Annotated in this window: 22 protein-coding genes; 18 read left to right on the top strand and 4 right to left on the bottom strand. The window is 48.9% G+C overall.

The window, feature by feature from the left end; genetic code table 11:
- The 16 genes from B5D40_RS11765 to ftsZ all read left to right on the top strand — a co-directional run.
- Nucleotides 1-398, top strand: a 398-nt coding sequence (locus B5D40_RS11765; RefSeq protein ID WP_144319695.1) for a tetratricopeptide repeat protein, incomplete at its 5' end; no start/stop codon positions are given.
- A gap of 21 nt (nucleotides 399-419) precedes the next feature.
- Nucleotides 420-1,520, top strand: coding sequence for a type IV pilus twitching motility protein PilT (locus B5D40_RS11760; protein ID WP_073305571.1), 1,101 nt, complete (start codon nucleotides 420-422; stop codon nucleotides 1,518-1,520).
- A gap of 49 nt (nucleotides 1,521-1,569) precedes the next feature.
- Nucleotides 1,570-3,393: an NAD(+) synthase gene (gene nadE / locus B5D40_RS11755; RefSeq protein ID WP_158222212.1), complete on the top strand. Its 1,824-nt coding sequence runs from the start codon at nucleotides 1,570-1,572 to the stop codon at nucleotides 3,391-3,393.
- The gene (locus tag B5D40_RS11750) at nucleotides 3,393-3,974 is read left to right on the top strand and encodes a DUF5662 family protein (protein ID WP_078777054.1); all 582 of its coding nucleotides are present in this window, start codon (nucleotides 3,393-3,395) and stop codon (nucleotides 3,972-3,974) included. The genes nadE and B5D40_RS11750 overlap by 1 nt, the downstream gene beginning before the upstream one ends.
- A gap of 231 nt (nucleotides 3,975-4,205) precedes the next feature.
- Nucleotides 4,206-4,691: a division/cell wall cluster transcriptional repressor MraZ gene (locus B5D40_RS16165; protein ID WP_233134347.1), complete on the top strand. Its 486-nt coding sequence runs from the start codon at nucleotides 4,206-4,208 to the stop codon at nucleotides 4,689-4,691.
- Complete coding sequence (rsmH, locus tag B5D40_RS11740) at nucleotides 4,678-5,613, top strand: 16S rRNA (cytosine(1402)-N(4))-methyltransferase RsmH (RefSeq protein ID WP_095880061.1); 936 nt, start codon at nucleotides 4,678-4,680, stop codon at nucleotides 5,611-5,613. The genes B5D40_RS16165 and rsmH overlap by 14 nt, the downstream gene beginning before the upstream one ends.
- 20 nt (nucleotides 5,614-5,633) lie before the next feature.
- Entirely contained in the window at nucleotides 5,634-5,882 is a 249-nt protein-coding gene (locus B5D40_RS15715; RefSeq protein WP_073305561.1) for a hypothetical protein, read from the top strand.
- A 2-nt stretch (nucleotides 5,883-5,884) separates the two neighbouring features.
- Nucleotides 5,885-7,783 (top strand): penicillin-binding protein, encoded by a 1,899-nt coding sequence (locus B5D40_RS11735; protein WP_158222213.1) that lies wholly within the window; start codon nucleotides 5,885-5,887, stop codon nucleotides 7,781-7,783.
- Nucleotides 7,784-7,787: 4 nt separating this feature from the next.
- Nucleotides 7,788-9,197: a UDP-N-acetylmuramoyl-L-alanyl-D-glutamate--2,6-diaminopimelate ligase gene (locus B5D40_RS11730; protein WP_078777051.1), complete on the top strand. Its 1,410-nt coding sequence runs from the start codon at nucleotides 7,788-7,790 to the stop codon at nucleotides 9,195-9,197.
- Entirely contained in the window at nucleotides 9,197-10,594 is a 1,398-nt protein-coding gene (locus B5D40_RS11725) for a UDP-N-acetylmuramoyl-tripeptide--D-alanyl-D-alanine ligase (RefSeq protein WP_078777057.1), read from the top strand. Before B5D40_RS11730 ends, B5D40_RS11725 begins: the two co-directional genes overlap by 1 nt.
- A 10-nt stretch (nucleotides 10,595-10,604) precedes the next feature.
- Entirely contained in the window at nucleotides 10,605-11,762 is a 1,158-nt protein-coding gene (gene ftsW, locus B5D40_RS11720) for a putative lipid II flippase FtsW (protein ID WP_073305555.1), read from the top strand.
- Entirely contained in the window at nucleotides 11,759-12,832 is a 1,074-nt protein-coding gene (gene murG, locus B5D40_RS11715) for an undecaprenyldiphospho-muramoylpentapeptide beta-N-acetylglucosaminyltransferase (protein WP_078777050.1), read from the top strand. Before ftsW ends, murG begins: the two co-directional genes overlap by 4 nt.
- Complete coding sequence (gene murC / locus B5D40_RS11710) at nucleotides 12,833-14,218, top strand: UDP-N-acetylmuramate--L-alanine ligase (RefSeq protein WP_078777049.1); 1,386 nt, start codon at nucleotides 12,833-12,835, stop codon at nucleotides 14,216-14,218.
- On the top strand, nucleotides 14,218-15,027 hold the full coding sequence (locus B5D40_RS11705; RefSeq protein ID WP_078777048.1) for a cell division protein FtsQ/DivIB: 810 nt from the start codon (nucleotides 14,218-14,220) through the stop codon (nucleotides 15,025-15,027). Before murC ends, B5D40_RS11705 begins: the two co-directional genes overlap by 1 nt.
- Entirely contained in the window at nucleotides 15,024-16,298 is a 1,275-nt protein-coding gene (gene ftsA / locus B5D40_RS11700; protein WP_078777047.1) for a cell division protein FtsA, read from the top strand. Before B5D40_RS11705 ends, ftsA begins: the two co-directional genes overlap by 4 nt.
- A gap of 36 nt (nucleotides 16,299-16,334) precedes the next feature.
- Nucleotides 16,335-17,819, top strand: coding sequence for a cell division protein FtsZ (ftsZ, locus tag B5D40_RS11695; protein ID WP_078777046.1), 1,485 nt, complete (start codon nucleotides 16,335-16,337; stop codon nucleotides 17,817-17,819).
- 74 nt (nucleotides 17,820-17,893) lie between these two features.
- Here the strand turns inward: ftsZ and B5D40_RS11690 are convergent, their stop codons facing one another.
- The 4 genes from B5D40_RS11690 to greA form a co-directional block, all read right to left on the bottom strand.
- Nucleotides 17,894-18,772: a YicC/YloC family endoribonuclease gene (locus tag B5D40_RS11690; RefSeq protein WP_078777045.1), complete on the bottom strand. Its 879-nt coding sequence runs from the start codon at nucleotides 18,770-18,772 to the stop codon at nucleotides 17,894-17,896.
- An 18-nt stretch (nucleotides 18,773-18,790) separates the two neighbouring features.
- Nucleotides 18,791-20,560 (bottom strand): homoserine O-acetyltransferase MetX, encoded by a 1,770-nt coding sequence (gene metX, locus B5D40_RS11685; RefSeq protein WP_073305542.1) that lies wholly within the window; start codon nucleotides 20,558-20,560, stop codon nucleotides 18,791-18,793.
- Between the two features lie 146 nt (nucleotides 20,561-20,706).
- Nucleotides 20,707-21,675: a DNA polymerase III subunit delta gene (gene holA, locus B5D40_RS11680; protein WP_078777043.1), complete on the bottom strand. Its 969-nt coding sequence runs from the start codon at nucleotides 21,673-21,675 to the stop codon at nucleotides 20,707-20,709.
- A complete protein-coding gene (greA, locus tag B5D40_RS11675) occupies nucleotides 21,676-22,137 on the bottom strand; it encodes a transcription elongation factor GreA (protein ID WP_073305538.1) in 462 nt (153 codons plus the stop codon).
- A gap of 724 nt (nucleotides 22,138-22,861) precedes the next feature.
- On the opposite strand from greA, the gene argJ reads away from it, so the two are divergent.
- Both argJ and B5D40_RS11655 read left to right on the top strand, forming a co-directional pair.
- Nucleotides 22,862-24,070: a bifunctional glutamate N-acetyltransferase/amino-acid acetyltransferase ArgJ gene (gene argJ / locus B5D40_RS11665; RefSeq protein WP_078777041.1), complete on the top strand. Its 1,209-nt coding sequence runs from the start codon at nucleotides 22,862-22,864 to the stop codon at nucleotides 24,068-24,070.
- 236 nt (nucleotides 24,071-24,306) lie between these two features.
- Nucleotides 24,307-24,509: Rpn family recombination-promoting nuclease/putative transposase (locus B5D40_RS11655; protein WP_144319694.1), on the top strand; the 203-nt coding region annotated here is incomplete at its 3' end.

The following is a 24,509-nucleotide window of genomic DNA, read 5'->3' as shown; positions in this document are numbered from 1 at the left end:
AGACATTGGACTTGGACACGGACGTTTCCCAATCCTTCGACAGCCTTTTCGGTAAGGAGAGCGACGACGTTCCTGTAGAATCCTTGGAGTTGCCGACAGCCAGCACGGAATCCCCCGCAGAAACAGCACCTGCAGCCTCCAGTGACACGTTGGACTTGGACACGGACGTTTCCCAATCTTTCGACAGCCTTTTCGGTAAGGACAGCGATGATTTGCCGTTAGAAGATGCCACAACCAGCACACGAACTTTGGCGGAAATTTATTTCGGACAAGGTGTTTATGAAGAAGCGATTCGGATTTATAAAGATTTAATTCGCAAGTCGCCGGACGACGCTTCTCTTCAAAAGCGATTGGCTGAAATTGAAAAAGCCCGTAACGACAAATCGAATTTCGGTTAGTTCGGCAAAACGGAGAATTCTATGTCTGCAGTAAAAATTGAACAGCTTTTGCGTTTGATGGCGCAAAAGAAAGCTTCGGATTTACACATTCGGGTCGGTGTTCCTCCGATTTATCGTATCAATGGAAAATTGACAAAGCTTGTGGATATTCCGATTGATGCGGCGACCATGGATGAATTTTTGACCGACATGATGAATCGCGATCAGATGAACCGTTTTGAATCGGAAAAGGAGTGCGATTTCGCTGTAGGCGCTCGGGACATGGGACGTTTTCGTGTAAACGTTTTTCGTCAGCGGGGATCTTCGGCAATGGTGATTCGCCATATCAAAGCGAGCATTCCGAAGTTTGAAGAGTTGAATTTGCCGCCTGTTATTTTGGAACTTGCAGAACGCAAACGCGGTCTGGTTCTGGTTACGGGTACGACGGGTTCCGGAAAATCGACGTGTCTGGCTTCGATGATCGACCATTTGAACGATACGGTTTCGGACAACATTATCACGGTGGAAGACCCGATTGAATATCTGCATCGGGATAAAAAATCCATTGTTTCCCAACGTGAAATCGGCGTGGATACAAATTCTTATGCGAATGCTCTGCGCTCCGCCTTGCGCCAGGATCCGGACGTTTTGCTGGTCGGTGAAATTCGAGATTTGGAAACCATGCAGATTGCGCTGACCGCAGCCGATACGGGACACATGGTGTTTGCAACCATTCACACGACGAATGCGACGGAAACGATTGCTCGTGTGCTTTCCATGTATCCGCCCCACCAACACGATGAAGTTCGTTTGCTTTTGGGAGAATGTCTGGCGGGCATCGTAAGCCTTCGCCTTTTGCCGACTGTAGAAGGTCAAGGCCGAGTTCCTGCGGCAGAAATCATGATAAACACGGCGGCAATTCGGGACTACATCATTGACAAAGATAAAACGGGCATGATTGAACAGGCGATTGCAGAAGGCCACATGCAATATCATAGCCAGACGTTTGACCAGGCGCTTTTGGATTTGTATGCGAAAAAGCTAATCACTTATGAAGTCGCTTTGGCGGCGGCAACAAATCCGGATGATTTCGATTTGAAGGTTCGAGGAATTTCTGGAACATCGGATCGCGGCTGGATGTAGCTTACGCTTTTTGGGGCGAATGGATAAAATAAAATCCAATAGAGAAAATATGAAAATCTACATTGCACAGATGGAAGTCATTCCCGGAAGTCCGGAGAAGAATTTTTCCGCTATTCAAAAATTTGTTGAAGAGGGAAGGCGACAAGATGCCGATTTGGTCGTGTTTCCTGAAATGGCGGTTCCAGGATATTTGCTTTCGGACTTGTGGGAAGAAGATTCTTTTGTAGAACGTTGTTTGCACATCAATGAAGCTGTTTGTGCTCTGTCCAATCAAGTCGATATTTTATTTGGCAGCGTTGCCAAAGAAAAAGAAAACGGAGAAAATGGCCGCCCGCTTTTGTATAATGCAGCCTTTTATGCGTCTCGGGGAGAGTTTAAAACCCTTGTGGACTGCAAAGGCGTACGCAAAAACTTTTTGCCGAAGACATTGCTCCCTTGCTATCGGGAATTTGAAGAAACGCGTTATTTTTCGGACTTGAGAAAACTCGCGCAAACGATAAATGCCCCGATGTCGGAAATGATTGCCCCGTTGCAGTTGGATGGTTTTCAATTGGGCATCACGATTTGCGAAGACGGTTGGGATTCTCTGTATAAAATCAAGCCGTTTGAAATTTTGCGAAGCAAAATGGGCGCTGGGGATTTGCTCATCAATATCTCTTGCTCGCCTTATACTCAGGGAAAAGACCGGGCGCGGGATCGTGTATTTGGAACTCATGCAAAACACGCCGGCATTCCGCTTTTATATGTGAACGCGGTGGGATCGCAGAATAACGGGAAAAATATTTACGCTTTTGAAGGGGATTCCAGCGTTTACGATGCCGCGGGCAAGAGCATTTTTTCTTTACCGCTTTTTGAAGAGCATGGAACTCTGGTCCATTTTGAAAAAGGCATTGTGCGTGTGGACGAAGCGGAATCGCCGAGAACAACGGGAATTGCCGAAGTGCACCAGGCTCTGGTTTATATGATTCGCAAGAATTTGGCGCGATTTGGCATTCAAAAAATGGTAATCGGAGCTTCGGGCGGAATCGATAGCGCTGTCAGTGCGGCTTTATATGCCGAGGCCTTGGGCGCAGAAAATGTTTTTTTGGTGAACATGCCCACGCGTTTCAATTCCCATACGACACGTAATGCGGCAAAGGATCTGGCGGATAATCTGGGTTGCCCTTATATGGTGACTCCTATTGAATCGGTGGCGAACGCCCTTTGCGAAAGTCTTGCCGAAGATTCATTTGTGCGAAATCCGGTAAAAATGGACGTGTACGGCATTCATTATGAAAATTTGCAGGCGCGTCTTCGCAGTGCCGCTTTTTTAGCGACGATAGCAAGCGTTGTCGGTGCGGGATTTACTTGCAACGGAAACAAAAGTGAAGTGGCTGTAGGCTATTGTACTTTATATGGAGATACTTCGGGAGTGATGTGCGCTCTGGGCGATTTGTGGAAAACGCAGGTGTATGAACTCGCCGAAGAAATCAATTCTCGGCGTCCGGTCATTCCTCAGGCTTCCATCGATATTCCGGCAAGCGCAGAACTTTCCAGTGCGCAAAACGTCGATGAAGGCAAAGGCGACCCGATAATTTATCCGTATCACGACAAGCTTTTTTCTTTTTGGATGGAACGCTGGCAGAGAAACAGCATTGCGGATTCCGAAGCTTTGTTAAATAAAGGATTCGATGTTTATTGCGAACAGCTCGGGGTCGATAAGGAATTTTTCAAAAGTAAATTCCATACAAAAGAAGAAGTGATGGACGATATGCGCCGCTGGTGGCACCGTTACAAGGGAATCGCTTTGGCAAAACGCATCCAGATGCCGCCGATTCTTTCGGTCTCCCGTCGGGCATTCGGCTTTGATTTTCGGGAATCGCAGCTAGGATAATGTTTCGCTTTCTTGGACATTTTTTGACGATTACAAAACACCGCCATGAAGTCGTCCGGTTGTGCTTTCGTGCGGGAATCGGTTTTCAAGGATTGTTCCATGACTTGTCGAAATACTCGCCGACGGAATTTATTCCCGGGGTTCGTTTTTATACGGGAAAGGAATCGCCGAATAATGGAGAAAGGCGTTCCTGCGGTTACAGCCTCGCATGGATGCACCACAAGGGAAGAAATAAGCATCATTTTGAATACTGGTATGATTACGACATGGTGACGAAAAAAATTGTCCCCGTCGATATGCCGGATCGCTATATCAAGGAAATGTGCTGCGACCGGATTGCGGCATCAAAAGTTTATAACAAAGAAAATTACACGACCAAATCCCCGTTGAACTATCTGCAAAAAAGCACCGCTAGAGAAAAAATGACGGAAACGACGTACCGAAAATTGCTGTATCTTTTGACGATGCTGGCGGAAAAAGGAGAAAAGGAAACGTTGAAACGGATGCGCCAAATGCGGGAAATTCCCGAAGCGGAAGCGAATTCTGCCTCGAATATTGAAAGAAATGTTTCCTGTGAATAAAGAATTGGAAAGCGGTTTTAAGCATCGAAACGAAATAGAATCGCAAAATTTTTACCGCTGAATCTGTAAAATTTCGAAGTCTTTGAATGAATGATGCACGGATGAGCATTGTGACGGCGGTCGCTGTATATTTTGACATCTTTAAAAAATGAGGGGAATCCGTCATATTCAGTTGTTCACTATTGAAACCGGTGGGGAATTGTGGTTATATTTGTAGTGTTGTGGATTAAAGTGGGTAAACTTTTAATGGAAGACTTGAACGAATTCATAGGACAAGCCAAAACGGCTCTCGACGAAAAGGGACGGACTCCCGTTCCTAGGGAATTTCGTCGTCTGCTCTCGGATGAAGAGAGCAAGTCGTTGATTGTGTCCTTTGGAATTGGCGAATCCCTCATTTTGTGGACCATCGAGGAATATCGCAAGTTCGTTGTCCATATTGAAACGCGCCCAGCAACCCCGAAGAACGTAAATTTCCGCCGTTTGTTTAAAGCGAACTCGCATCTGGTTTCTATGGACGGGCAAAACCGCATTCTGCTCTCCAAAGAAGACAAAAGCCGGGCGAAGTTGGAAGGAGAGGTGCTTTATGTAGCCCGCTCTGGCAAGTCTGCGGAACTTTGGAATCCTGCAATCTACAACTCGAAGTTTGGCGACTATCAAGAGTTCGATGACGGATTTTTTGATGACGTGTCTTTGAGGGGTGCGGATGAAAATCGCTGAATACCATTCCCCGGTTCTTTTTGAAGAAAGCTTGCGGGCTCTGCTTTGGAACCCGAACGGCGTGTATGCGGACTGCACTTTGGGCGGAGGCGGCCACTCTGAAGGAATTTTGAAACGGTTGGAACCCGCGGGGCATCTGCATTCTTTTGATCGCGATCCGGAAGCCATTGCCTATGCGAGAAAGCGGCTTGCGCCTTTTGCCGACCGCGTGACTTTTCATCCGGTTCCCTTTGGCCGACTGGCAGACGAGGTCTGCGCAAACTCTCTTTCGGGAGTTCTTTACGATTTGGGAATCAGCAGTCACCAGGTTGATGACGATTCTCGAGGCTTTACTTTCCAAGGGACGAATCCAGTCGATTTGCGAATGGACTCGCGCGCCGCTTTTAGTGCCCAGGATTGGATGCGTACAAATTCACTTGATGAAATGGCGAGGGCCTTTAAGGAAAATGCGGATTTGGATCGTGCGTATAAATTAAGTCAAAATGTACAGAATGTCGTTTCGGCTTTATCGACACCGATTTTGCCGGAGCATTTGAAACTTGCCGCCGAAAAAACGTATCCGGATCGTATTCGGGATATCAACAGCATTCTGGCTCGGATTTTTCAGGCGATTCGGATGGAAGTCAATGGCGAGTTGGATGAAATTCGGACAAGCATGCGCGCCGCGGTAGAGGCTTTGGTAAAAGGCGGGCGCTTGGTTGTCATTTCGTATCACTCTGTAGAAGATCGCACGGTGAAACTGGTCTGTGCAGAATTTGAAAAGAATTGTATTTGTCCTCCACAGTCTCCTGTTTGTTTGTGCGGAGACAATCATCAGAAACTGAAAAAAGTTTTCCGCAAGCCCATCCTTCCGACCGGAGAAGAAATCGCCAAGAACCCGCGGGCCCGTTCTGCAAAACTGAGGGTGTACGAAAAAGTATGAGACGCCTTGTTTTTGCTAGTATGGTATTGTTGATTCTCGTAGCGGCATATCTTTGCGGGAATTTATGGCTGCAGAATCGCTACGAAAAAATCGCGATGGAAAAAGCGGCTCTGCTTCGTCAGATTACGGAGCTTCGCGGACAGGTCGTTTTATACGAATTGGAAAATCGGGAGCTTGCTTCGTTGGAGCGAATTTTGCAAGTCGCCCCCCTGCTCGGCCTGGACTATATTCAGGTTCCTCGGAAATTGAGAAATGCGGGGGGACGATAGCGATGCATTTATCTGGGATTACATGGGTGATGGTCATCGCGGCGGCTGTATGGGCGATGCTGCTCGCTCGGACTTTTCAAATCCAGGTCGTCGATGGGGAAAAATATCGTCAGATTGCCAGCAATCGCGCTCAGGATCGCACGATTCGCGTCGCGCCTCGAGGAAGAATTTTAGATAGGAATGGCAATGTTTTGGCGCAAAGCATTCAAGAGCGAAATAAGGACGAAGCGAATAAGTGGGACACCCGCCGTGTGTATCCCCAAGGCGTCTTGGCTTCGCAGTTGTTGGGACGCGTGGGAAGAGACGGTCAAGGCCTTTTTGGCTTGGAATATCAATTCGACGAAGAATTTCGGGGAACGGACGGTTGGCAAATTCGTGTACTGAGTGGAAATCGGGTTGTGCAGGCTGGTCGCAAAATGGAAGGTGCCGATCCGATCCCGGGAAAAGATCTGGTGCTGACAATCGATAAAAACATTCAAGAGATTGCCGAAAATGCTCTGAAAGCTGGCGTGGAAAAATACCGTGCACAAAGCGCAAGTGCCATTATAGCGGATCCAGCCACGGGCGAAATTTTGGCGATGGCGAATTATCCCTCTTTTGACCCGAATGTTCCTTTGACTGCAAAATCTCAAGCGAAGCAGAACGATTGCATTTCAAAGATTTTCGAACCGGGTTCTACGTTTAAAGCGATTACGGCGGCGACAGCGATAGAAACGAAGTCGGTGAATCCGAAAACGGTTTTTAGCGGAGAAAAAGGACGGTGGGCTTTTGGCTCTGGATCGAAAGATGTGATTCACGATGACGGAGGAAGAGATCATGGCGATCATGATATGACAGGTGCTATGGCCGTTTCGTCAAATATTATTTTTGCAAAAATAGCGGATAGCATCGGCGATGAAAAATTTTTCTCTTATATTCGCAAATTCGGCTTTAGGACGAAAACCTCGATAGAACTCCCCGGCGAAGAAGTAATGCCGTTGAAAGAACTGGGCGAATGGAGCGGGCGCACGGGAAAGACCGTGGGTTTTGGCCACGAGATTATGGTCAATCCGATGCAGATGGTGATGAGCTATTGTGCAATCGCCAATGGCGGAAATCTGTTGCAGCCGACGATTGTCCGGGAATGGCGATCTTCAGACGGCGAGGTTTTGGAAAGGAATTCGCCGGAGAAAGTTCGTCGGGTTATTTCGGAAGAATCCGCAGCTCAAGTGCGCACGATGCTTCGCAAGGTGGTGGAAACGGGAACAGGCCAAAGGGTTAATTCTAAATATTTATCCGACATTTATTTTGGCGGAAAAACCGGCACGGCAGAAAAATACAGCTCGGACTTGAAGGGTTACGACAAGTCAAAGCAGATATCTTCGTTTATCGGGCTCGTTCCCGCAGAAAATCCTAGCTATGTCTGCATGGTTTTTGTCGATGAACCCAAGGGTAGCACTGCCGGAGGAGCGACTGCAGGACCGATTTTCCGCAAAATTATGGAGGACATTTATTTTAGTCCGCTGATTTCTCCGGCTTATTACAATTTGGAAAATATCGTGCCGAATGAAAAATGCAATTTGGAATTTGTCGGATTGTCCCGGATTGCGGCGAAAAAACAGGCGGATCAAAGCGGATGTCCCATTTCTTTTGTCAATGGGGAAAACGAAGGCTCTACGGTCGTAGCGACGGAATATGACTTTGAAAATGGAGGGCGCAAATTGCGTCTGGGTTCTTTGCGGCTTCAAAAAATGCCGGATCTCAAGGGGCTTTCTTTGCGGGATGCCTTGGAACAAATCGGAGAACTTTCGGGAGTTGTCGAATACGAGGGAAAGGGCTGGGTGAAACGGCAGATTCCCGAATCGAATGCGCCTTTGAAACGCAATGAAAAGTTTAAACTCGTTCTTTCGGAGAAGGGGTAATCGTATGTTGTCTGAAACAGCTTTGAAGAATATGGGAATTCGGGGACTTTGCGATGATTCTCGCAAAGCTTCTCCTGGAGATTTGTTCTTTGCTTTGCCAGGAGCGCAGGCGGAAGAATTTGCCCGCATTGCGTTGAGTAAGGGGGCGGTAGCAGTCGTTGGCGAAACGGAAGCTCCCCAGGATTTGGCGAGCAAGTGGATTCGGGTTTCGAGCGTCAAAGAAGAGCGCGCATCGACAGCCAAAACTTTTTTCAAAGACCCCTTTTCCAAGCTTTCGGCTCATGCCGTCACGGGAACAAATGGAAAAACGACAAGTGCTTTCTTGATGGATGCGATGCTTTCGGGCGAAGGGCGAAAAACCGCTTTGCTCGGAACGATTTGCAAAAGAATCGGCGATCGTGTAGTCGCTTCCAATTTGACGACTCCCGGAATTTTGGAATTGTATGCCTTTGCTGCGGAAGTGGTGAATGCAGGCTGCTCCGACTTGGTGATGGAAGTCTCGTCGCATTCCCTGCATCAGGGACGCATTCAGGGGATTCATTACCAGAGCGCCCTTTTTTCCAATTTGACTGAAGACCATCTGGATTACCACAAAACGATGGAGAATTATTTTCAGGCGAAGAAGTTGCTGTTTACGCATTACCTCTCGGAAGATGGCGTTGCCGTTATCAATATCGACGATGCGTATGGAATGCGCTTGTTTGACGAAGTGGATGTCGCTCAAAAAGTTTCGGTTTCTCGCTTGGGCAATGCGAAAGCCGTGATTGTTCCTCAAAGCATTCAAAGCGGCGAAGATGGAATGATTTTACAAGTTCCCGCTATTTCGGAAAAGCCTTTTCAAACGGGGCTTGTTGGGGAATTCAATGCGGACAATGTTTTGCTGGTGATGAGCTGGGCAAAAAGCATTGGCATTTCGGAAAATTCGATTCGGCAGGCTTTGAATACGGTCAAGGTCCCCGGGCGTTTTGAAATGACATTTAATGACGGCTCCCGTCGCGTTTTTGTGGACTATGCGCATACGCCGGATGCTTTGGAACGGGTTTTGCGGGTTGCTAGAACACTTTGCCGAGGAAAGCTTTCTGTGGTCTTTGGCTGCGGAGGCGACCGCGATCGCAATAAGCGGCATATCATGGGGGAAATTGCAGAACGGGATGCCGATTTTGTTTGGGTGACTTCGGATAATCCGCGAACCGAAAAACCGGAAGACATCATTGCCGAGATTGTCGGCGGAATGCACTCCGACCATTTTAAAGTGATTGTTTCACGAGAAGAGGCAATTCGGGCTGCTTGCAAGGCGATGCAGGCGGGAGACGTTCTTATTGTCGCGGGCAAGGGACATGAAAATTACCAGATCATCGGAAAGACAAAGCAGCATTTCGATGACCATGAAATCATCCTTCGGGAGATGTGCTGATGCAAAATTTGGATTTGACAATTGGCGAATTGTGCAAAATACTGGAAAGCGAACCGGTGGGCCTTACCGCTCGTGTTGCCAAACGCAAAGTGAAACTCTGTTTGGACAGCCGAGAAGCTGCGCCGGGAGTTGTTTTTTGGCCGTTGAAAGGCGGTCGTTTTGACGGGCATGATTTTATTCCTGAGGTGATGAAAAAAGGAGCTCTGATGAGTGTGATGGATGCCGATAGAACCGGAGATTCGTTGTCGGACGTTTATGTCCCTGTAGATGATTCCAATAAAGCGTTGCTCAAGCTGGCAAAGGGTTATCAGCGCTTGTTCAAATTGAAAAAAATCGCTATCACCGGATCCAACGGTAAAACGACGACCAAGGAAATGCTCAAAACGATTCTTTCGGAGCAATTTAAAACGGTGGCGACGGAAGGGAATTTCAACAACCAAATCGGCGTTCCCAAAACCATTTTCCGTTTCAAGCATTCCGATGAAGTCGCGGTTGTGGAAATGGGAACGAGCGCGCCGGGCGAAATCCATCCGCTTTCGATGACCGTGGAGCCCGATATTGCCGTCATCACCAACGTCGGCGCAAGCCATTTGGAATGTTTAGGCGATATGGACAACGTTTTCAAGGAAAAAATCACCATTGCGGACGGATTGAAAAAAGGCGGTCTTTTGGTCGTCAATGCGGACGACTCTCGTCTTTCGAAATTGCGAACGAATACGCGCTACCGCGTTTTGACTTTCGGCATTAAGCGTGGAGTTGTCAAATCGGAAAATTTGACTTGGGATGCGAACGCCTGCGCCCGATTTAAAATCGGACGGACGGAATTTCATCTGAATGTTCCGGGAATTCACAATGTCTATAATGCGTTGGCGGCTATCGCTGTGACAACGGCAATGCGTATGCCCAAATCGGTCATCGCTTCGGCTCTCGAAAAATTTCATGCGGCGAATATGCGCATGGAAATTCGGAATGGCGTCGGGATTAAAGTGGTGTCTGACTGTTACAATGCGAACCCATCTTCGACGAAAATGGCTTTGCAGACGATTGGTGCGCTTTCAAATACGAACCGCAAAATCGCGGTCCTCGGCGATATGCTGGAACTCGGCAGTAAATCGGAAGAGCTTCATCGGGAAATCGGCGGGTTGGTGTCGCAGTTCCATTTCGATATGCTTGTTGCTGTTGGAAATTTGAGCAAAGCAATCCAGGCTGGAGCACTTGCTTCTGGAATGGACGAAAAGAGCGCTCTGCATTTTGATTCGGTTCAAAAGGCAATGGATTTTTTGAATGCGAATGTCCGTTTGGGAGACATCCTTTTGGTGAAGGGTTCCCGCGGAATGAAAATGGAACAAATCGTGGATCAGCTGCTGCGTTTGGAACCGGCGGTTTGCTCAAAGTAGGCGCAAAAAGATGAATAACAAAATGGCTTCCATTATGAGTTTGGACAAATGTCTATTGGGCGCAGTACTTATACTGCTCTTCATTGGGCTGTATGTCATTTATAGTGGAAGCAGTTTTGATGCGGCAAGAAAAGGCCTCCCGACATATTACTATGCATTAAAACATTTCAAATTTATGTTGGCCGGTTTTGTATTGATGGGAATAACCACAGGCCTGGATCACAGTTTATGGTATAAGCTTTCTCGTCCGATTTTTTATGTGGTGCTGTTGATGTTGTTGGCTGTTATTGTTTATGGCTCTGTGACAAAAGGCGCTGCTCGTTGGCTTTCGTTTAGCGGTTATTCTTTGCAGCCTTCCGAACTGATGAAAGTCGCTCTGTTTGCTTATTTATCCCGCCGTTTTTCGGAGATGGGAGATGACATTGCCGATATAAAAAAAGGATTGATTGCGCCTGGAATTATTGTGATAGTCGTTGCCACGTTGATTATGTTGCAGCCGAATTTTTCAATGACTTTGATGATGTTGGCCACATCGTTTGCGTTGTTCTGTGTTGCTGGAGTGAGAGTGAAAACCCGCTACCTTTTGGGATTTTTGGGCGTATTTGTCGTGGGCTGCGTGGCGGTTGGATTAGGAGCTTCGTATCGGTTAAAGCGCATAGAAGCGTGGCTTCATCCCGAAGAACATTTAAATGATGGCGGCTATCAACTTTATAGCGCTCTGATCAGTTTGGGAAATGGGGGCTTGACAGGAACGGGCATTGGACAAGGAACGCAAAAGTTGGGTTTTTTGCCCGAAGCTTATAAGGATGTGATTTTCAGTGTGCTAGGAGAGGAACACGGATTTGTAGGGACCACAATAGTACTCTTGCTTTTTGGCGTTGTTGTTTGGCGCGGCTTGGTGATTGCCCAAAATGCGCAGACCCGTTTTTCCAAGTATTTTGCGCTATGTCTCACTTGTACGATTGCGCTCAATGCGATATTCCATATTTGTGTCAATACGGGACTCATGCCGACGACGGGTCAGCCGTTGCCTTTTATTAGTTTTGGCGGTTCCAATCTGATTGTGTCCATGGCGTCTGTCGGCATCTTGCTGAATATCTCCCGTTCGGGAACAGGTCGGAACATTGTGGAACCCAGAAGCATTATTCAAGATGTGAGGTCAATGTGAAACAGAAAACGTTTTTATTTGCGTGCGGCGGAACGGGCGGTCATGTTTTTCCGGCGATTGCGATTGCGGAAAGCTTAAAGAAAATGGGAATTTCCCAAATCTCTTTTGCGGGCCGAAAAGATTCGATGGAATCTCGCTTGGTGACGCCTTATTTTGAATTTGATGAAATTTCGGCGGTTCCTTTTCATCGCGGTTCGTTTATGCAGAATCTTTCCCTTCCGTATAATTTACTGAAGGCCGTACAGAGCGCAAAATTGGTTTTGAAAAAGCGCAAGCCCGATGTGGTTGTCGCAACCGGTGGATACGTGTCTTTGCCGATTGTGATTGCTGCGGGGCGTGCAAAAATTCCGGTGTATATTCAGGAACAGAATGCCGTTGCGGGAATTGCCAACAAGTGGGGTTCTCGCAGTGCTAAAAAGATTTTTGTGACCTCGGAAGATGCGCAGAAATTTTTTCCGAAAGCGAAAACGATGGTCTTCGGAAATCCCGTTCGCGAATTGCCGTCGTTGGAAAATCTGCCCCGTCCTCAGGAATTTCGGGAAGGGACAAAATCCATTTTAATTGTCGGAGGTTCTCAGGGAGCGCGCGGAATCAATTTGAAAATGGAAGAGGCTCTGCCGGAAATTGCCAAGCGTTCCGACGTTTCCGTTGTTTGGCAAGTCGGAGCGAAAAACGAAGAGACGATTCGGCAAACGGTTCAGATTCCTGAAAATGTGACAGTCAAGGCTTTTTTGGACAATATCTATGCTTATTTGGGTCATGCGGATTTGATTGTCAGCCGTGCGGGAGCATCGACTCTGGCCGAAATTTTGGCTTTCGGCAAGCCTTCGATTTTGTTCCCGTTCCCCTTTGCGACGGCAAACCATCAGGAATTTAACGCCCGGGTGATTGAAAAGGCGGGCGCTGCTTTGGTCGAATTGGATAATGAACCCAACGATTTGTGGAACAAGGTGCAGTCGCTTCTTTCCCATGAAGAGAAATTGAAGCAGATGTCGGCGGCGGCAAAGTCCATAGGAATGCCGGATGCGGCAGAGCAGATTGCCAAAGTCATTATCGATGCGGAGTGTTAAATGAATCTAATTCCTAGCAGTCGCGTAAAAAGGTTGCATTTTGTGGGCATCGGTGGCGCCGGAATGTCCGGGATTGCCGAAGTCCTGTTCGAAAATGGTTTTGTTGTGACCGGAAGCGATACGGGCGACGGTCCCTCTATCGAATATTTAAAAGAATTGGGCATCCCGATTTTTCCTTCCCATGAAGCGAAGAATGTGGAAAACGCCGACCTTCTGGTGTATTCTTCTGCGGTGCAAATGGACAATCCCGAAATCGTGGAAGCGAAGTCGCGTCGTATTCCCGTCATCCGTCGCGCCGAAATGCTTGGCGAGTTGATGCGCTTGAAATACACTCTCGCGGTTTCTGGAACGCACGGCAAGACGACCACAACGTCTATGCTGGGCTCCATTTGGGAAGCTGCGGGCGAGGATCCGACGGTGATTGTCGGAGGAGTCGTCAAAGGAAAAGGCAGCGGGGCGAAAGTCGGTCGCGGGCGTTATCTCATTGCGGAAAGCGATGAATTTGACCGGAGTTTTCTTTCGATGATGCCGTCTTCGGCGATTATCACGAATATCGACCGGGAACATTTGGACACTTATGGAACTCTTGATGCCATCAAGGATGCCTTTGTGGCTTTTGCCAATAAAGTTCCTTTTTATGGACAGGTCGTGGTGTGCATAGACAATCCGAACATTCAGTCTGTTTTGACCCGCTTTACCAAGCCGGTTGTGACCTATGGATTCAGCCGACAGGCGATGTATCGAGCGGGAAATGTGCGCGTGGAACAGGGAGTTTCCCATTTTGATGTCTTGAAGAATAATCAGCTTCTGGGCGAATTTTCGATTCGCATTCCCGGCAAGCATAATGTTCTGAATGCGACGGCGACGATTGCGCTTTCTCACGAAGAAAATATTCCGCTGGAAATTGTCCGCCGTGCGCTTTCGGAATTTACCGGGGTCAAGCGGCGCTTTGAATGGATTGGCGAAGCCGCTGGCGTGATGGTTTATGACGATTACGCGCATCACCCGACAGAAACCGCAGCGACTTTGCAGGGTGCCCGCGACACTTTTCCGGATAAGCGGATTGTGGTTGTTTTCCAGCCGCATCTTTACACGCGTACGCGCGATCAGTATGAAACCTTTGCAGAAGTTTTTGCCAACTGCGATGAGCTTCTGACTTTGGAAATTTATAAGGCTCGGGAAAAACCGATTCCCGGAATCTCTGGAAAATTGATTGTCGATTCGGCAATCGCCCGCGGACATCAAAATGCCAAATTTGTGGAGACCAAGGAAAATGCTCTTGCCGTTTTAGCGCAAGATGTTCGGCCCGGAGATTTGGTGCTTTTTATGGGTGCCGGTGATATTTGGAAAATGGAACGCCCCTTTTTGGAGGCTTTGAAAAAATAATGGCCCATCACGGTTACAACGCTATTCGGCAACGTCAAAAGCGACGCGAAACCCGCAAAAAGTTTTTTGCGAGTTCCTGGAGCTGGTTCCGAAAGAAAGGCTGGAAGATCTTTCTGGTTGTGGCCGTGTTGTCTGTCGCTGTTTGGCAGGGCTGGTTCTTTATTCGCAAGTTCAATCCGATGGGATGGCGTACGTTAAAAACGGTGTCCATCACCGGAAATCATATTTTGACGTGGGAAGAAATTCTTCAGACAGCAGGGCTGGAAACGGGAATGCCCATGTCGGAAATCTACGCGGATTCGGTGCGGAATAATCTTCTCTCTCTGCCCTTTTTGCATGACGCCCAGGTCGATGTAGGCTTTTTTTGGAAAGTGTCGATAAATATCGAGGAAACGACGCCGCTGATGCAAGTTTATGAAAACGGAGAATGGAATGCGTATTCGGAACGGGGGCAGCAGTTGCCCGCTCTGGCTTCCGCCCGTTTTGAATATCCCGTTGCAACGATTCAAAAAAAGCGGGATGTAAAAGCGCTCGCCCATTTTTTGCAAAAGTTGCGCCAATCGGACGCTTTGCTTTACAAGGAAGTTTCCCAAGTTTCCGTGGACGAGAAACGCCGTGCGGTAGAAGTGTTCTTTCGCAATGTGCGTTTTAAGGTGCTGTTTCCGTTGGATAGCGTGTCGGCAAGTTCGTTTTCCCATTACCGCTTGCTGGTAGATGGACTTTCGACGGAAATGAATCAATTGAAATTGTTGGATATGCGTTTTGAAGGTTTTGCTTATGCTCACCCTTCCAATCATGAGGTCAAATGATGGCAAAAGAAGAAAAAACGGTCGGCGTTGAACCGAACCACTTGATTGTTGGATTGGATATCGGAAGTTCCAAAATCGATGTCTTTATCGGCGAAGAAACCGATAAGGGCAACATCCGGGTTTTGGGACTGGGAACTCCTCCGCTCGGAAGAGGCGCAGCGAACGAATTGGAGGCGACCGTTGCCGTATTGAAAAAGGCGGTCGAAGATGCCGAGATGACGAGCGGCATTGATGTGAAAGAAGTTTATGTGGGCATTGCCGGGAACAATACCCGTTCGTATGCGAGCCGAGCTACGATTCCTCTGCGCGATTTTGGCGGAGTCGTTACAAAGATGGCAATGTCCCGCGTTGTGGAACAGGCGAGCGAACTGGTTCAGCGTCCTGCCGATATGGACATCATCCATATTTTGCCTGGCGATTACATTCTGGACAACAGAACCGGAATCAAGAATCCGCAGGGAATGGAAGGCACTAGTCTGAGCGTTGACGTGCAGCTTGTCATGGCGCAAAAAGGAATCATCCGAAATATCAAAAAGGCTGTTGAAAATGCGGGGCTTACGGTAAAAGAACTCGTGTTGGAACAGCTCGCCGATGCTTACTGCGTCTTGGAAGATGCCGAAAAGGAATTGGGTGTGGCCATTGTCGATATTGGCGCGTCTTCGACGGATGTCGCCGTTTTTAAGGACGATAAAGTCATTTACACCATGTCGTTTGAATTGGCGGGCAATGCGGTCACGCATGATATCGCAATCGGTTTGAAAACTCCGCTGGACAGGGCCGAGGAAATCAAAAAGATGTACGGGACTTGCCGCAGTTCAAATTGCTTCAATGACGAATCGTTTCCTGTTCCTGGAATCGGCGGTCGGCCCAACACGGAATGCAGCAAGAAGCATTTGGCCTATATCATCTATTGCCGCATCGAAGAAATTTTGGGAAAAATCCGGGACGACTTGAAAAATAAGGGCTTGTGGGAAGGCCTGGGGGCGGGCATTGTCATCACGGGTGGCACGGCGATGCTGGACGGAATTTTGGAACGGGCGGAACAGGCCTACGATGGAATTCCCGTGCGCAAAGGAATGCCCCAAAAAGCAGAAGACGGATTGGGTGAAATCGTTTGCTTGCCCATTCATTCGACGGGTGTCGGGCTTTTGTACTATGCGGCAAAAGCGGATTCGCCGAAAGATCTTCGCGACACGAGAACGACAAAAATTGTCGGCACAGTTGGAAACGGCTGGCGTCGTATCTTGCATTTTATCAGAACTTATCTCTAACCATGGAATTTTAAACAATAAAACAGGGAGTCCAAAATGAACGAAAACCAGAACAACATGATTCCGGAAAAATCCGAAGTCAAACATATTTTTGCCCAAGCGGATTCGGACCATTTGGCAAAAATCAAAATCGTCGGCGTCGGCGGTGCCGGTGGAAACGCCGTCAATCGTATGGTAAAAATGAACATCAAAGGTGTTGAATACATTTCTATCAATACGGATGCGCTGGCTTTGGACAATAATTTGGCCGATGAGAAAATTGCCATCGGTATGCAGACGACTAAAAATCTGGGGGCCGGAGCCAAGCCGGAAATCGGTCGCCAGGCGCTGATGGAAGACAAGGACATTGTCGAAAAGAAAATCGAAGGGGCGGATATGCTCTTTATTTCGGCGGGTCTAGGCGGTGGCACGGGAACGGGTGCTGCTCCGGTTGTTGCCGAAATTTCTCGCAAGTTGGGCATTTTGACCGTTGCTGTCGTCACGATGCCTTTCCAGTGGGAAGGCGTCATTCGCCGTCGCAATGCGGAAAAAGGCCTTGCCGCCCTTCGCAAGTGCGTGGATTCGATTATCGTCATCAACAACCAGCGGATTTTGGATGTTGTTGAAAAGACGACGTCCATCCAGGACGCATTCCTTAAGGTGGATGAAGTTCTGGGCAATGCGGTTCGCAGCATTTGCGATATTATGTTTATCCATGGCACGATCAACGTGGACTTTAACGATGCCCGCACGATTATGTCGAATGGCGGTTCCGCTTTGATGGGAACAGGTACGGCGTCGGGCGAAGGCCGGGCGTTGAAAGCGGCTCAAGAAGCGATTCATTGCCAGCTTTTGGACAATGTAAGCCTCAAGGGTGCTTCGGGAGCTTTGATCAACGTTTCCCATGGCGAAAATTTCTCGATGATGGAATATGGCGAGGCTCTCTCCTTCCTGTATGAACAAATCGGGGAAAACAACGACCCGAACATTATTGCGGGCGACGTGGTGATACCTGAATTGGGCGACCGGGTAAGCATTACGGTTATCGCTACCGGCTTTGACAAGCGCCCTGCGGATGACATCGAAGATGTTCCTGCGGAAGCAACCCAGAATGCAACTGTTCGGCAGACGGTGAAAGCCACTCCGCGCCGTTTTGATGGCCTGGATTTTGTAGCGGCTGCGGGCATTGCCGAAATGCCGACGGTGGCGATGCCAAAGGTTGCAGAAGAACCTCGTCAGCCCATTCAGAAAAAAGAGGAATTGGCTTCGACCGCTCGGATCCCGGTGATTAAACCGGTGGAAGAACCCCGTGAGGAAGCGCAAGAAGAAGCGCGAAATGAAAATCGTCCTTTTTTCAATTCGAACTTTAATGCAGCAAGACCTGTGGGAAATGAAGAAGAAGTTTCCGTGAATACGACAAAGATGTCCTCGACGGCTTCTTTGATGCTCGACAACGAAGAATCTCTTTCTATAGAGAGCGATTCCCGCTACGGAATTCCCACATTCCTCAAAAACGCATCGATTTCGGAACAAGACTTTTAAAATTTCCACAACAACAAAAAAAGACTGGTACGGTATCCCTGCCGCGCCAGTCTTTTCTTTTTGAAAGGAACGGATTATTCGATATTCATCGTCTGCTCGCGGATGGTTTCCACGCTGTCCTTGAGCTGAATGGCGAGTGCCGCAATTTTTGCGCTTTGGCATTTGGTCGCGAGCGTATTGGCTTCTCGTCCCATTTCCTGCAAAATGAAGGTGAGCTTTTTGCCTTGATTCGCTCCGAGCTCCAACGTCGAAAGAAAAAGTTTGTTGTGGCTTTTAAAACGGGTGATTTCTTCGTTGATGTCCAGGCGGTCTGCGATGATGCTCGCTTCCTGAACAACGCGGACAGGATCGATTCCGGAGTTTCCGACGAGCGCTTTCAGGCGTTCTTCAAATTTCTTTTTCCATTCGACAATGCGTTCCGGATCGAGCTGCTGGATTTCGTCTAAAATTTTGTCCATGGCGAAAACGCGTTTTTCCAAATCGCTTTTCAGGTTCAGCCCTTCCTTTTCGCGCATCTGCACCAGGGATTGCAAAGCTTTGTCCAAGGATTCCTTGATGCGCTTTTCGTTTTCCTTTTGTTCGGCGTCCGCTCCGTACACCAGAACGTTGGGGAGAGCCAAGACCTGCTCCAGGGAAGGTTCTCCGGATACGCCGTATTTCTTTTGAATGTCCCGGGCGATTTTCAGGTACGCTTCCACGACGTCGTCTGCATATCCGGTGGGAATCGCCGAGTCCTCCCGGTCTCCCAGATTGAGCGAAAGATTGACGGAACCGCGCGAAAGAAATTTTTTGACTTCTTCTTTCAGCTCAAATTCCAAATAGGAATAGTTTTTGGGTAGATGGCAGGTGATTTCCAAAAAGCGACTGTTTACAGAACGCACTTCAACAGAACATGGCATGCCGTGAAGAAGGAAGGTGTCTTTGCCATAACCGGTCATCGATATAATTGCCATGGGGCAAATATATTTTAATTAAGCTTTTTTGACCATAGCGACGACCCGTTCTGCCCCCAAGTTGACAAGTCCCATGCCTGTCAGCCATTTGCTCAGGCTGTGCTCGTTTACCGTGACGATTTTTTCGATTTCCAGTTTTTCCGCTTCGGCCAACCGGACAAAATCCCGATAGGTAAAGCAATGGATGTTCGGCGTCTCGTACCATTCGTAGGGAAATTCGGGGGATTTGGGCATCCGTCCGTGGTAGCAAAGTGCCCAGCGCATTTCCCAGGAACCGAAATTCGGGAAGGTGATGATGGCGTGCTTGGCGATTCGCATGATTTCCCGGAGGATCAGTCGCTGATTCCGTACTTCGGGAAGGGTCCTGTTGAAAACCGCATAATCAAAGCTGTTGTCCGCAAAGGATTCCAACGCTTTGAGGTTCAGTTTCTTTTCGATGACGGGAACGTCCCGTTCGATGCAGCGGAGGATGTTGGCAAAATTTTTTTCGACGCCGACGCCGGTCACTTTTTTCTTTTTCCAGAGGGTGTCTATCAAAAGTCCATCGCCGGCACCTAAATCCAGAATGCTCGCTTTCGCCGGAATCAGGGCGTCGATAATCGAAATGTCCTTTTCGCTGTGGAATGCCGGCGTCCCTGTCGCCTGGATTTCGCCGATATGCCCGCCCAAAAAGCGGGAAATCGCCATGCCAAGAGCGCCGCATTCGATAAGGAAGCCGTCGTGCCCGAAGTTCGTGTCGAGTTCCAGGCTGGTCACGACCTTGCCCGCGTTTAACAGGGCTTCGGTAATTTTCCGGGATTCGTTCGGGGGGAAGAGCCAGTCCGAGGAAAGGTTCACATTCAAAAAAGTGGCCTTGACGTTTTTAAAGGCGTTTTCCAAAGAGCCGTATTCCGTAGCGAGGTCGAATGTGTCGGTAGCGTGAGCGATGTGCAGGTAGCTGTTCGCGTCAAAGCGGTCCACAAATTTGGAACCCTGATGCTCCAGATAGGTTTCCAGCGACGAGCCGGAATAGAATTTTTCGGGATGCTCGATGCGAATGTCGGAACGGGTGAATCGGGACTCCATGCCTTTGGCGGAGAGGTAGGTGATATGGGCGAGCTTTCTCGCGTTGGAAAGTCCGGTCGCCGGAATTTGCTTGTCGTAGTAGTCGCCGTTATTGTAATTCGGGTCTTGTGTAATCACATCCCGCCCGACGATTTCAAAGCCGAGCGCCTGCGCCGAAAAACCGGGAGACGTGGCGATAAGAACAACGCGGTCGATGATTTCCGGGTAGTAGATGGCCCATTTCATCGCTTGGAATCCGCCCATGGAACCGCCGATGATGCAATAAAAACTTTGAATGCCCAGAGTGTCGGCTAGCAGTTTCTGGGCTTTGACCATATCGCCGATGGTAATCGTGGGAAATGTGGAGCCGTAGGGTTTTCCCGTTCTTGGGTCGATGCTTGCGGGACCCGTAGAACCTTTGCAGCCTCCCAATATATTGGAGCAGACGACAAAAAATTTATCCGTATCGACGGCTTTTCCTTTGCCGATAAGGGCGTCCCACCAGCCGACGTGCTTGTCGTCCGGATTGTAGAAACCTGCCACATGAGCGTCGGCAGTCAGGGGCGAGCAAATCCAAATGACGTTGGATTTGTCCGGATTGAGTGTCCCATAGGTTTCGTAACGGATGGAGACTTCGGGAAGGGATTTTCCGCTTTCCAGAATAAAGCCTTCTGGACCGAGTGGCAATTTCTGGTCGTGGACGGAAACGGGGCCGATACTATCTTTATGCAAAGATTCGCTCATACGCATATAATATAGGAAAAGCGAAATGTTTTTGCGGCAAACAGGATTGAAATCGTATTTTTGGCCGTTTTGCTGTGACTTTCGTTGAAAAATACTTGGGAACGATTTTGCTCTTCAAGTATTGGAAAGGGAATCAAAATTCTGGGTTAAGCGATGACGAGGGCGGCCAGAGAAAGTTCCAAGCCCATGCGGCTTTCGCAGCGTCCGTTTTTAATGTCGCTGTCCAGTTCGCCCAGGCGCTTGATGACCCGGCATAGCCGGGTGGACGACCAGTTGCGAGCCATGCGGGGCTCGTTCAGCTTTTTCTCGAAAAGCCACAGATTGGCACCTAGGGCGGCGGCGATGTCTTTGACCGCCATGTTCCTTTTGAGCATCGTGTTGATGTGCAAAAGCCGGACAGCGTAGGCTTCCAGCGTGGCGATGATTTTGATGCCTTCAACTCCGGAGTCCAAAAGTTCACGAAGCTTTTGCGTGTAGGCGATGGGGTCGTGGTTGCCGAAGGATTCGCGGATTTCGAATGCGGCGATTTCCCTCTGCGGGGCGATCATCAACTTGGCCTGTTCCAGCGAAATGTTCTTGCCGTTTGGATCCAGTGTCAGAATTTTTTGCAGTTCGGCATCGACAAGTGCCTGGTTGTTGCCCAGCGCGTTGGAAACGTATTCGGCGGCGAGAGGCTCTATCCGGCGCCCGAGATTGGTTTCGCAGTGGGTCGTAATCCACTGCGGCATTTCGTATTCCCGGGGTGATTTGCATTCCTTGATTTTGGAAAGTCCGGCGAGAGCCTTGTAAAGTTTGCTCGTCTTGAGAAGTTTTTCAAATTCCAAAAGCAGATTGGCGTCCGGATTGGTCTTGAGCCAGCTCTCGATGGCGGACGCATCGTCGGCTTTAAGAGTTTCGCCTTTGCGGACGACGACCGTCTGTTCGGATGCAAAAAGGGAGCACGAGTCGCAGGCTTCGATGACCGCGTCGGCGACGGAGGGAATGTTCGAATCGTTGGCGAAAATGATTTTTCGCGCCAAGGGATCGTCCTTGCGGTCTCCCAAAGTTTTTTGCAGAAACTGCTCGATCAGGCGTTCCTTTTCAAAATCGCTGTCTCCGATCAAGACGACAATCATTTATTGCACGTCCAGAATTTCAAAGAAATTTTTGCCTTTGGGCGTGATGACTTCGGCGACGTCGCCTTTCTTTTTGCCTAGAAGCGCTTTGCCGATGGGACTTGTGAAACTGATCTTGCCGTTGATGGCGTCCACGCCTTCCGGGGAAACAATCGTATAGGTGATGGGACGGTTCGTCTTTTTATTCAAAAGCTTGACGGTGGCTCCGAATTTGATTTCGCCGCTGCCGTTGTATTTGACGATGACGGCCCGGGCCACGCGGTCTTCCAGATAATTGATTCGGGATTCGATTTCCCCTTGGCGATCCTTGGCGGCGTGATAGGCAAAATTTTCGCTCAAGTCGCCTTGTGCGCGGGCTTCGGCGATTTCGTCGATAATCTTGGGACGCTCCACTTTTTTAAGCTGTTCCAATTCCTGCTTGAGCTGATCGTAGGTTTCTTGTGTTACGGGTATATTGTCCATACCGGGAAAATTATAAAATTTTGAATTTTTTGCCCGCCTCTTTGAAAAAATTGAGGCAAAAGGAAGCGAAAATGCGTTTTCAAAAATCGTTAGTATTGGAAAGTCTAGTTGACGGCAGGGAGAGTGGAGTTGGGAGTGGGAAGTTGGGAAGTGTCCACGTCGCTCCGAACCTCTTCTTTCCCGTCATCCCAAACCCTCGCTTCCGCGTCATTGCGAACCCTTTAGGGTGAAGCAATCTTCTCGCACACAAGGATTGCCGTGTCGCTTTGCTCCCCGCAATGACTGAATTCGCTCCGCTCCTCGGGGTGACGGTGTACGTTCCGTTTCTCGGGATGAGGCGAGATACCGTTTCATGCTTAGCAATGACGGAATTTATTTCGCTTTTGAGGGATAATTTCCTGACATGGGAACGTTATCTTCTTCGTCCCCCCCCTGAACGTAGTGAAGCAATCTTTAGCGCGTATAAAGATTGCCGTGTTTTTCGCAGAATCCCTCGTTCCTAGAAAACCTTCTAAAAGTGCTATGGCTTTGTGAGTAGTTTTCTGGATGGAATTTCGTATATAATTCCCAGAAATTGCTTTGGCAAAGAAGAAACAGGAGCGCACGATGGGAGAAACAAAAAGCGGCCAATAAAAAAGAGCGGAATTAGAAGCGGATTTGGAAATTGCGGGTTCCCTTTACTAAATTTTTCATGCCTCGACAATCGGGGCAAAGGAATTGGAATATGTTGACGATGCTGAAAGATGGAGGCGTTTGTTCTCCCAAGGGTTTTACCGCTTGCGGATGGACTGCGGGAATCAAGGCCAGTGGAAATCCGGACATGGCACTTTTGAAAAGCGAAAAGGCGGCGCGTTGTTTTGCCGTGTTCACTACGAACAAAGTGAAAGCGGCTCCGGTTCTTTACGACAAGTCGGTTTTGGAACACGCGCACTTTGCGTCCGCCGTCATTGTCAATAGCGGCAACGCCAACGCTTGCACCGGGCCGAAGGGCTTGGAGGACAGCGAGCGCACGGCGACCCTCGTGGAAGATCTTTTGGGGCTTGCGCCGAAGAGTGTTCTGGTTTGCAGTACGGGCGTCATCGGGCACCTGATGCCTATGGACAAAGTGGAAGCGGCGATTCCGCATTTGGTCGAGGGGCTGCACGCTGATGCTTCGAAAGATTTCGCTTCGGCGATTTTGACGACGGACAAGGTGCTGAAATCGTTAGCGATAGAAATTGAAACCGCCAAGGGAAAAGTCACGGTGGGAGGCTGCTGCAAGGGCAGCGGCATGATTCACCCCAACATGGCGACGATGCTCGCATTCATTACGACGGATCTCGGGCTTCCTCTGGATTTCTTTGCCGAGTTCCGCGCGGACATTTCCGATTCGTTCAATGCAATTACGGTGGATGGGGACACCAGCACGAACGACACCTGTATTCTGCTTGCGAACGGCGTCTCGGGAATCCAATACGAAGATTTGACTCTTAGCGAAAAAAGCGAATTCCGGGCGGCACTGATGACCGTGATGAAGGAACTCGCCAAGGACATTGCACGGGACGGCGAAGGGGCGACGAAGTTTATTGAAATCCGGGTGGAAAAAGCGGAAAGCCATGCGGACGCACTAAAAATGGCGCGCTTTATCGGAACGAGCAATTTGGCGAAGTGCGCTATGTTTGGCGAGGACCCGAACTGGGGCCGGATTCTTTCGAGCGCGGGTTCGAGCGGCGTGAACATGATTGCGGAACAGACGGATCTTTATTTTGGAGAGGTCCAGGTTTTAGCGGGCGGGCGCCCGTTGGAATGCGACCAGAAAAAATTGGAAGAGGTCGTTAAGCAGCGGGAATATAAAGTCACGGTGGTGCTGAATATCGGAGACGCCGCCGCTTCTGCATATACCTGCGATTTGAGTTATGAATATGTCAAAATCAATGCGGAATACACGACCTGATTTTTAGAACCCCCGAAATGCAAATCGCCTGGAAATCTTCCGGGCGATTTTTTATGAGTTTTTGAGTCTTTATCAAAAGTGTTGTGGAATTAAATCCGGCATAAACTCCCGAACGAAAACGCCCTTTTCCCTGCAAGCAATATTTTACACAAATCGAGGTGGAAAAAACGTCCGCAAAAACGTTTAAAGGTGTTGGGCTTTCATTTGGGAAAGTCCACATTTCAACGAGGAAATCCATGAAAGAAAACAACGCTAACGCCCGCGCTGGGCACGACTCCTATTTCCGCTCCGTCTTCAAGGCTTCCGACCGGGCTGCGGAACTTTTGCGCCTTGTCGCCCGCAACAACAGGAGCCTTTCCGAATTCCTGAAGACCGTGGACCTCTCGACCCTCACCGAAATCTCCGAATCCTTCAGCGACACGGAAAGCTTCGGCTACGC

This window comes from Fibrobacter intestinalis, from assembly GCF_900167415.1.
GTDB classification, from domain to species: Bacteria; Fibrobacterota; Fibrobacteria; order Fibrobacterales; family Fibrobacteraceae; genus Hallerella; species Hallerella intestinalis.
Note: the sequence above shows the minus strand (reverse complement) of the source record. Positions and strands in the feature narration are given on the sequence as shown.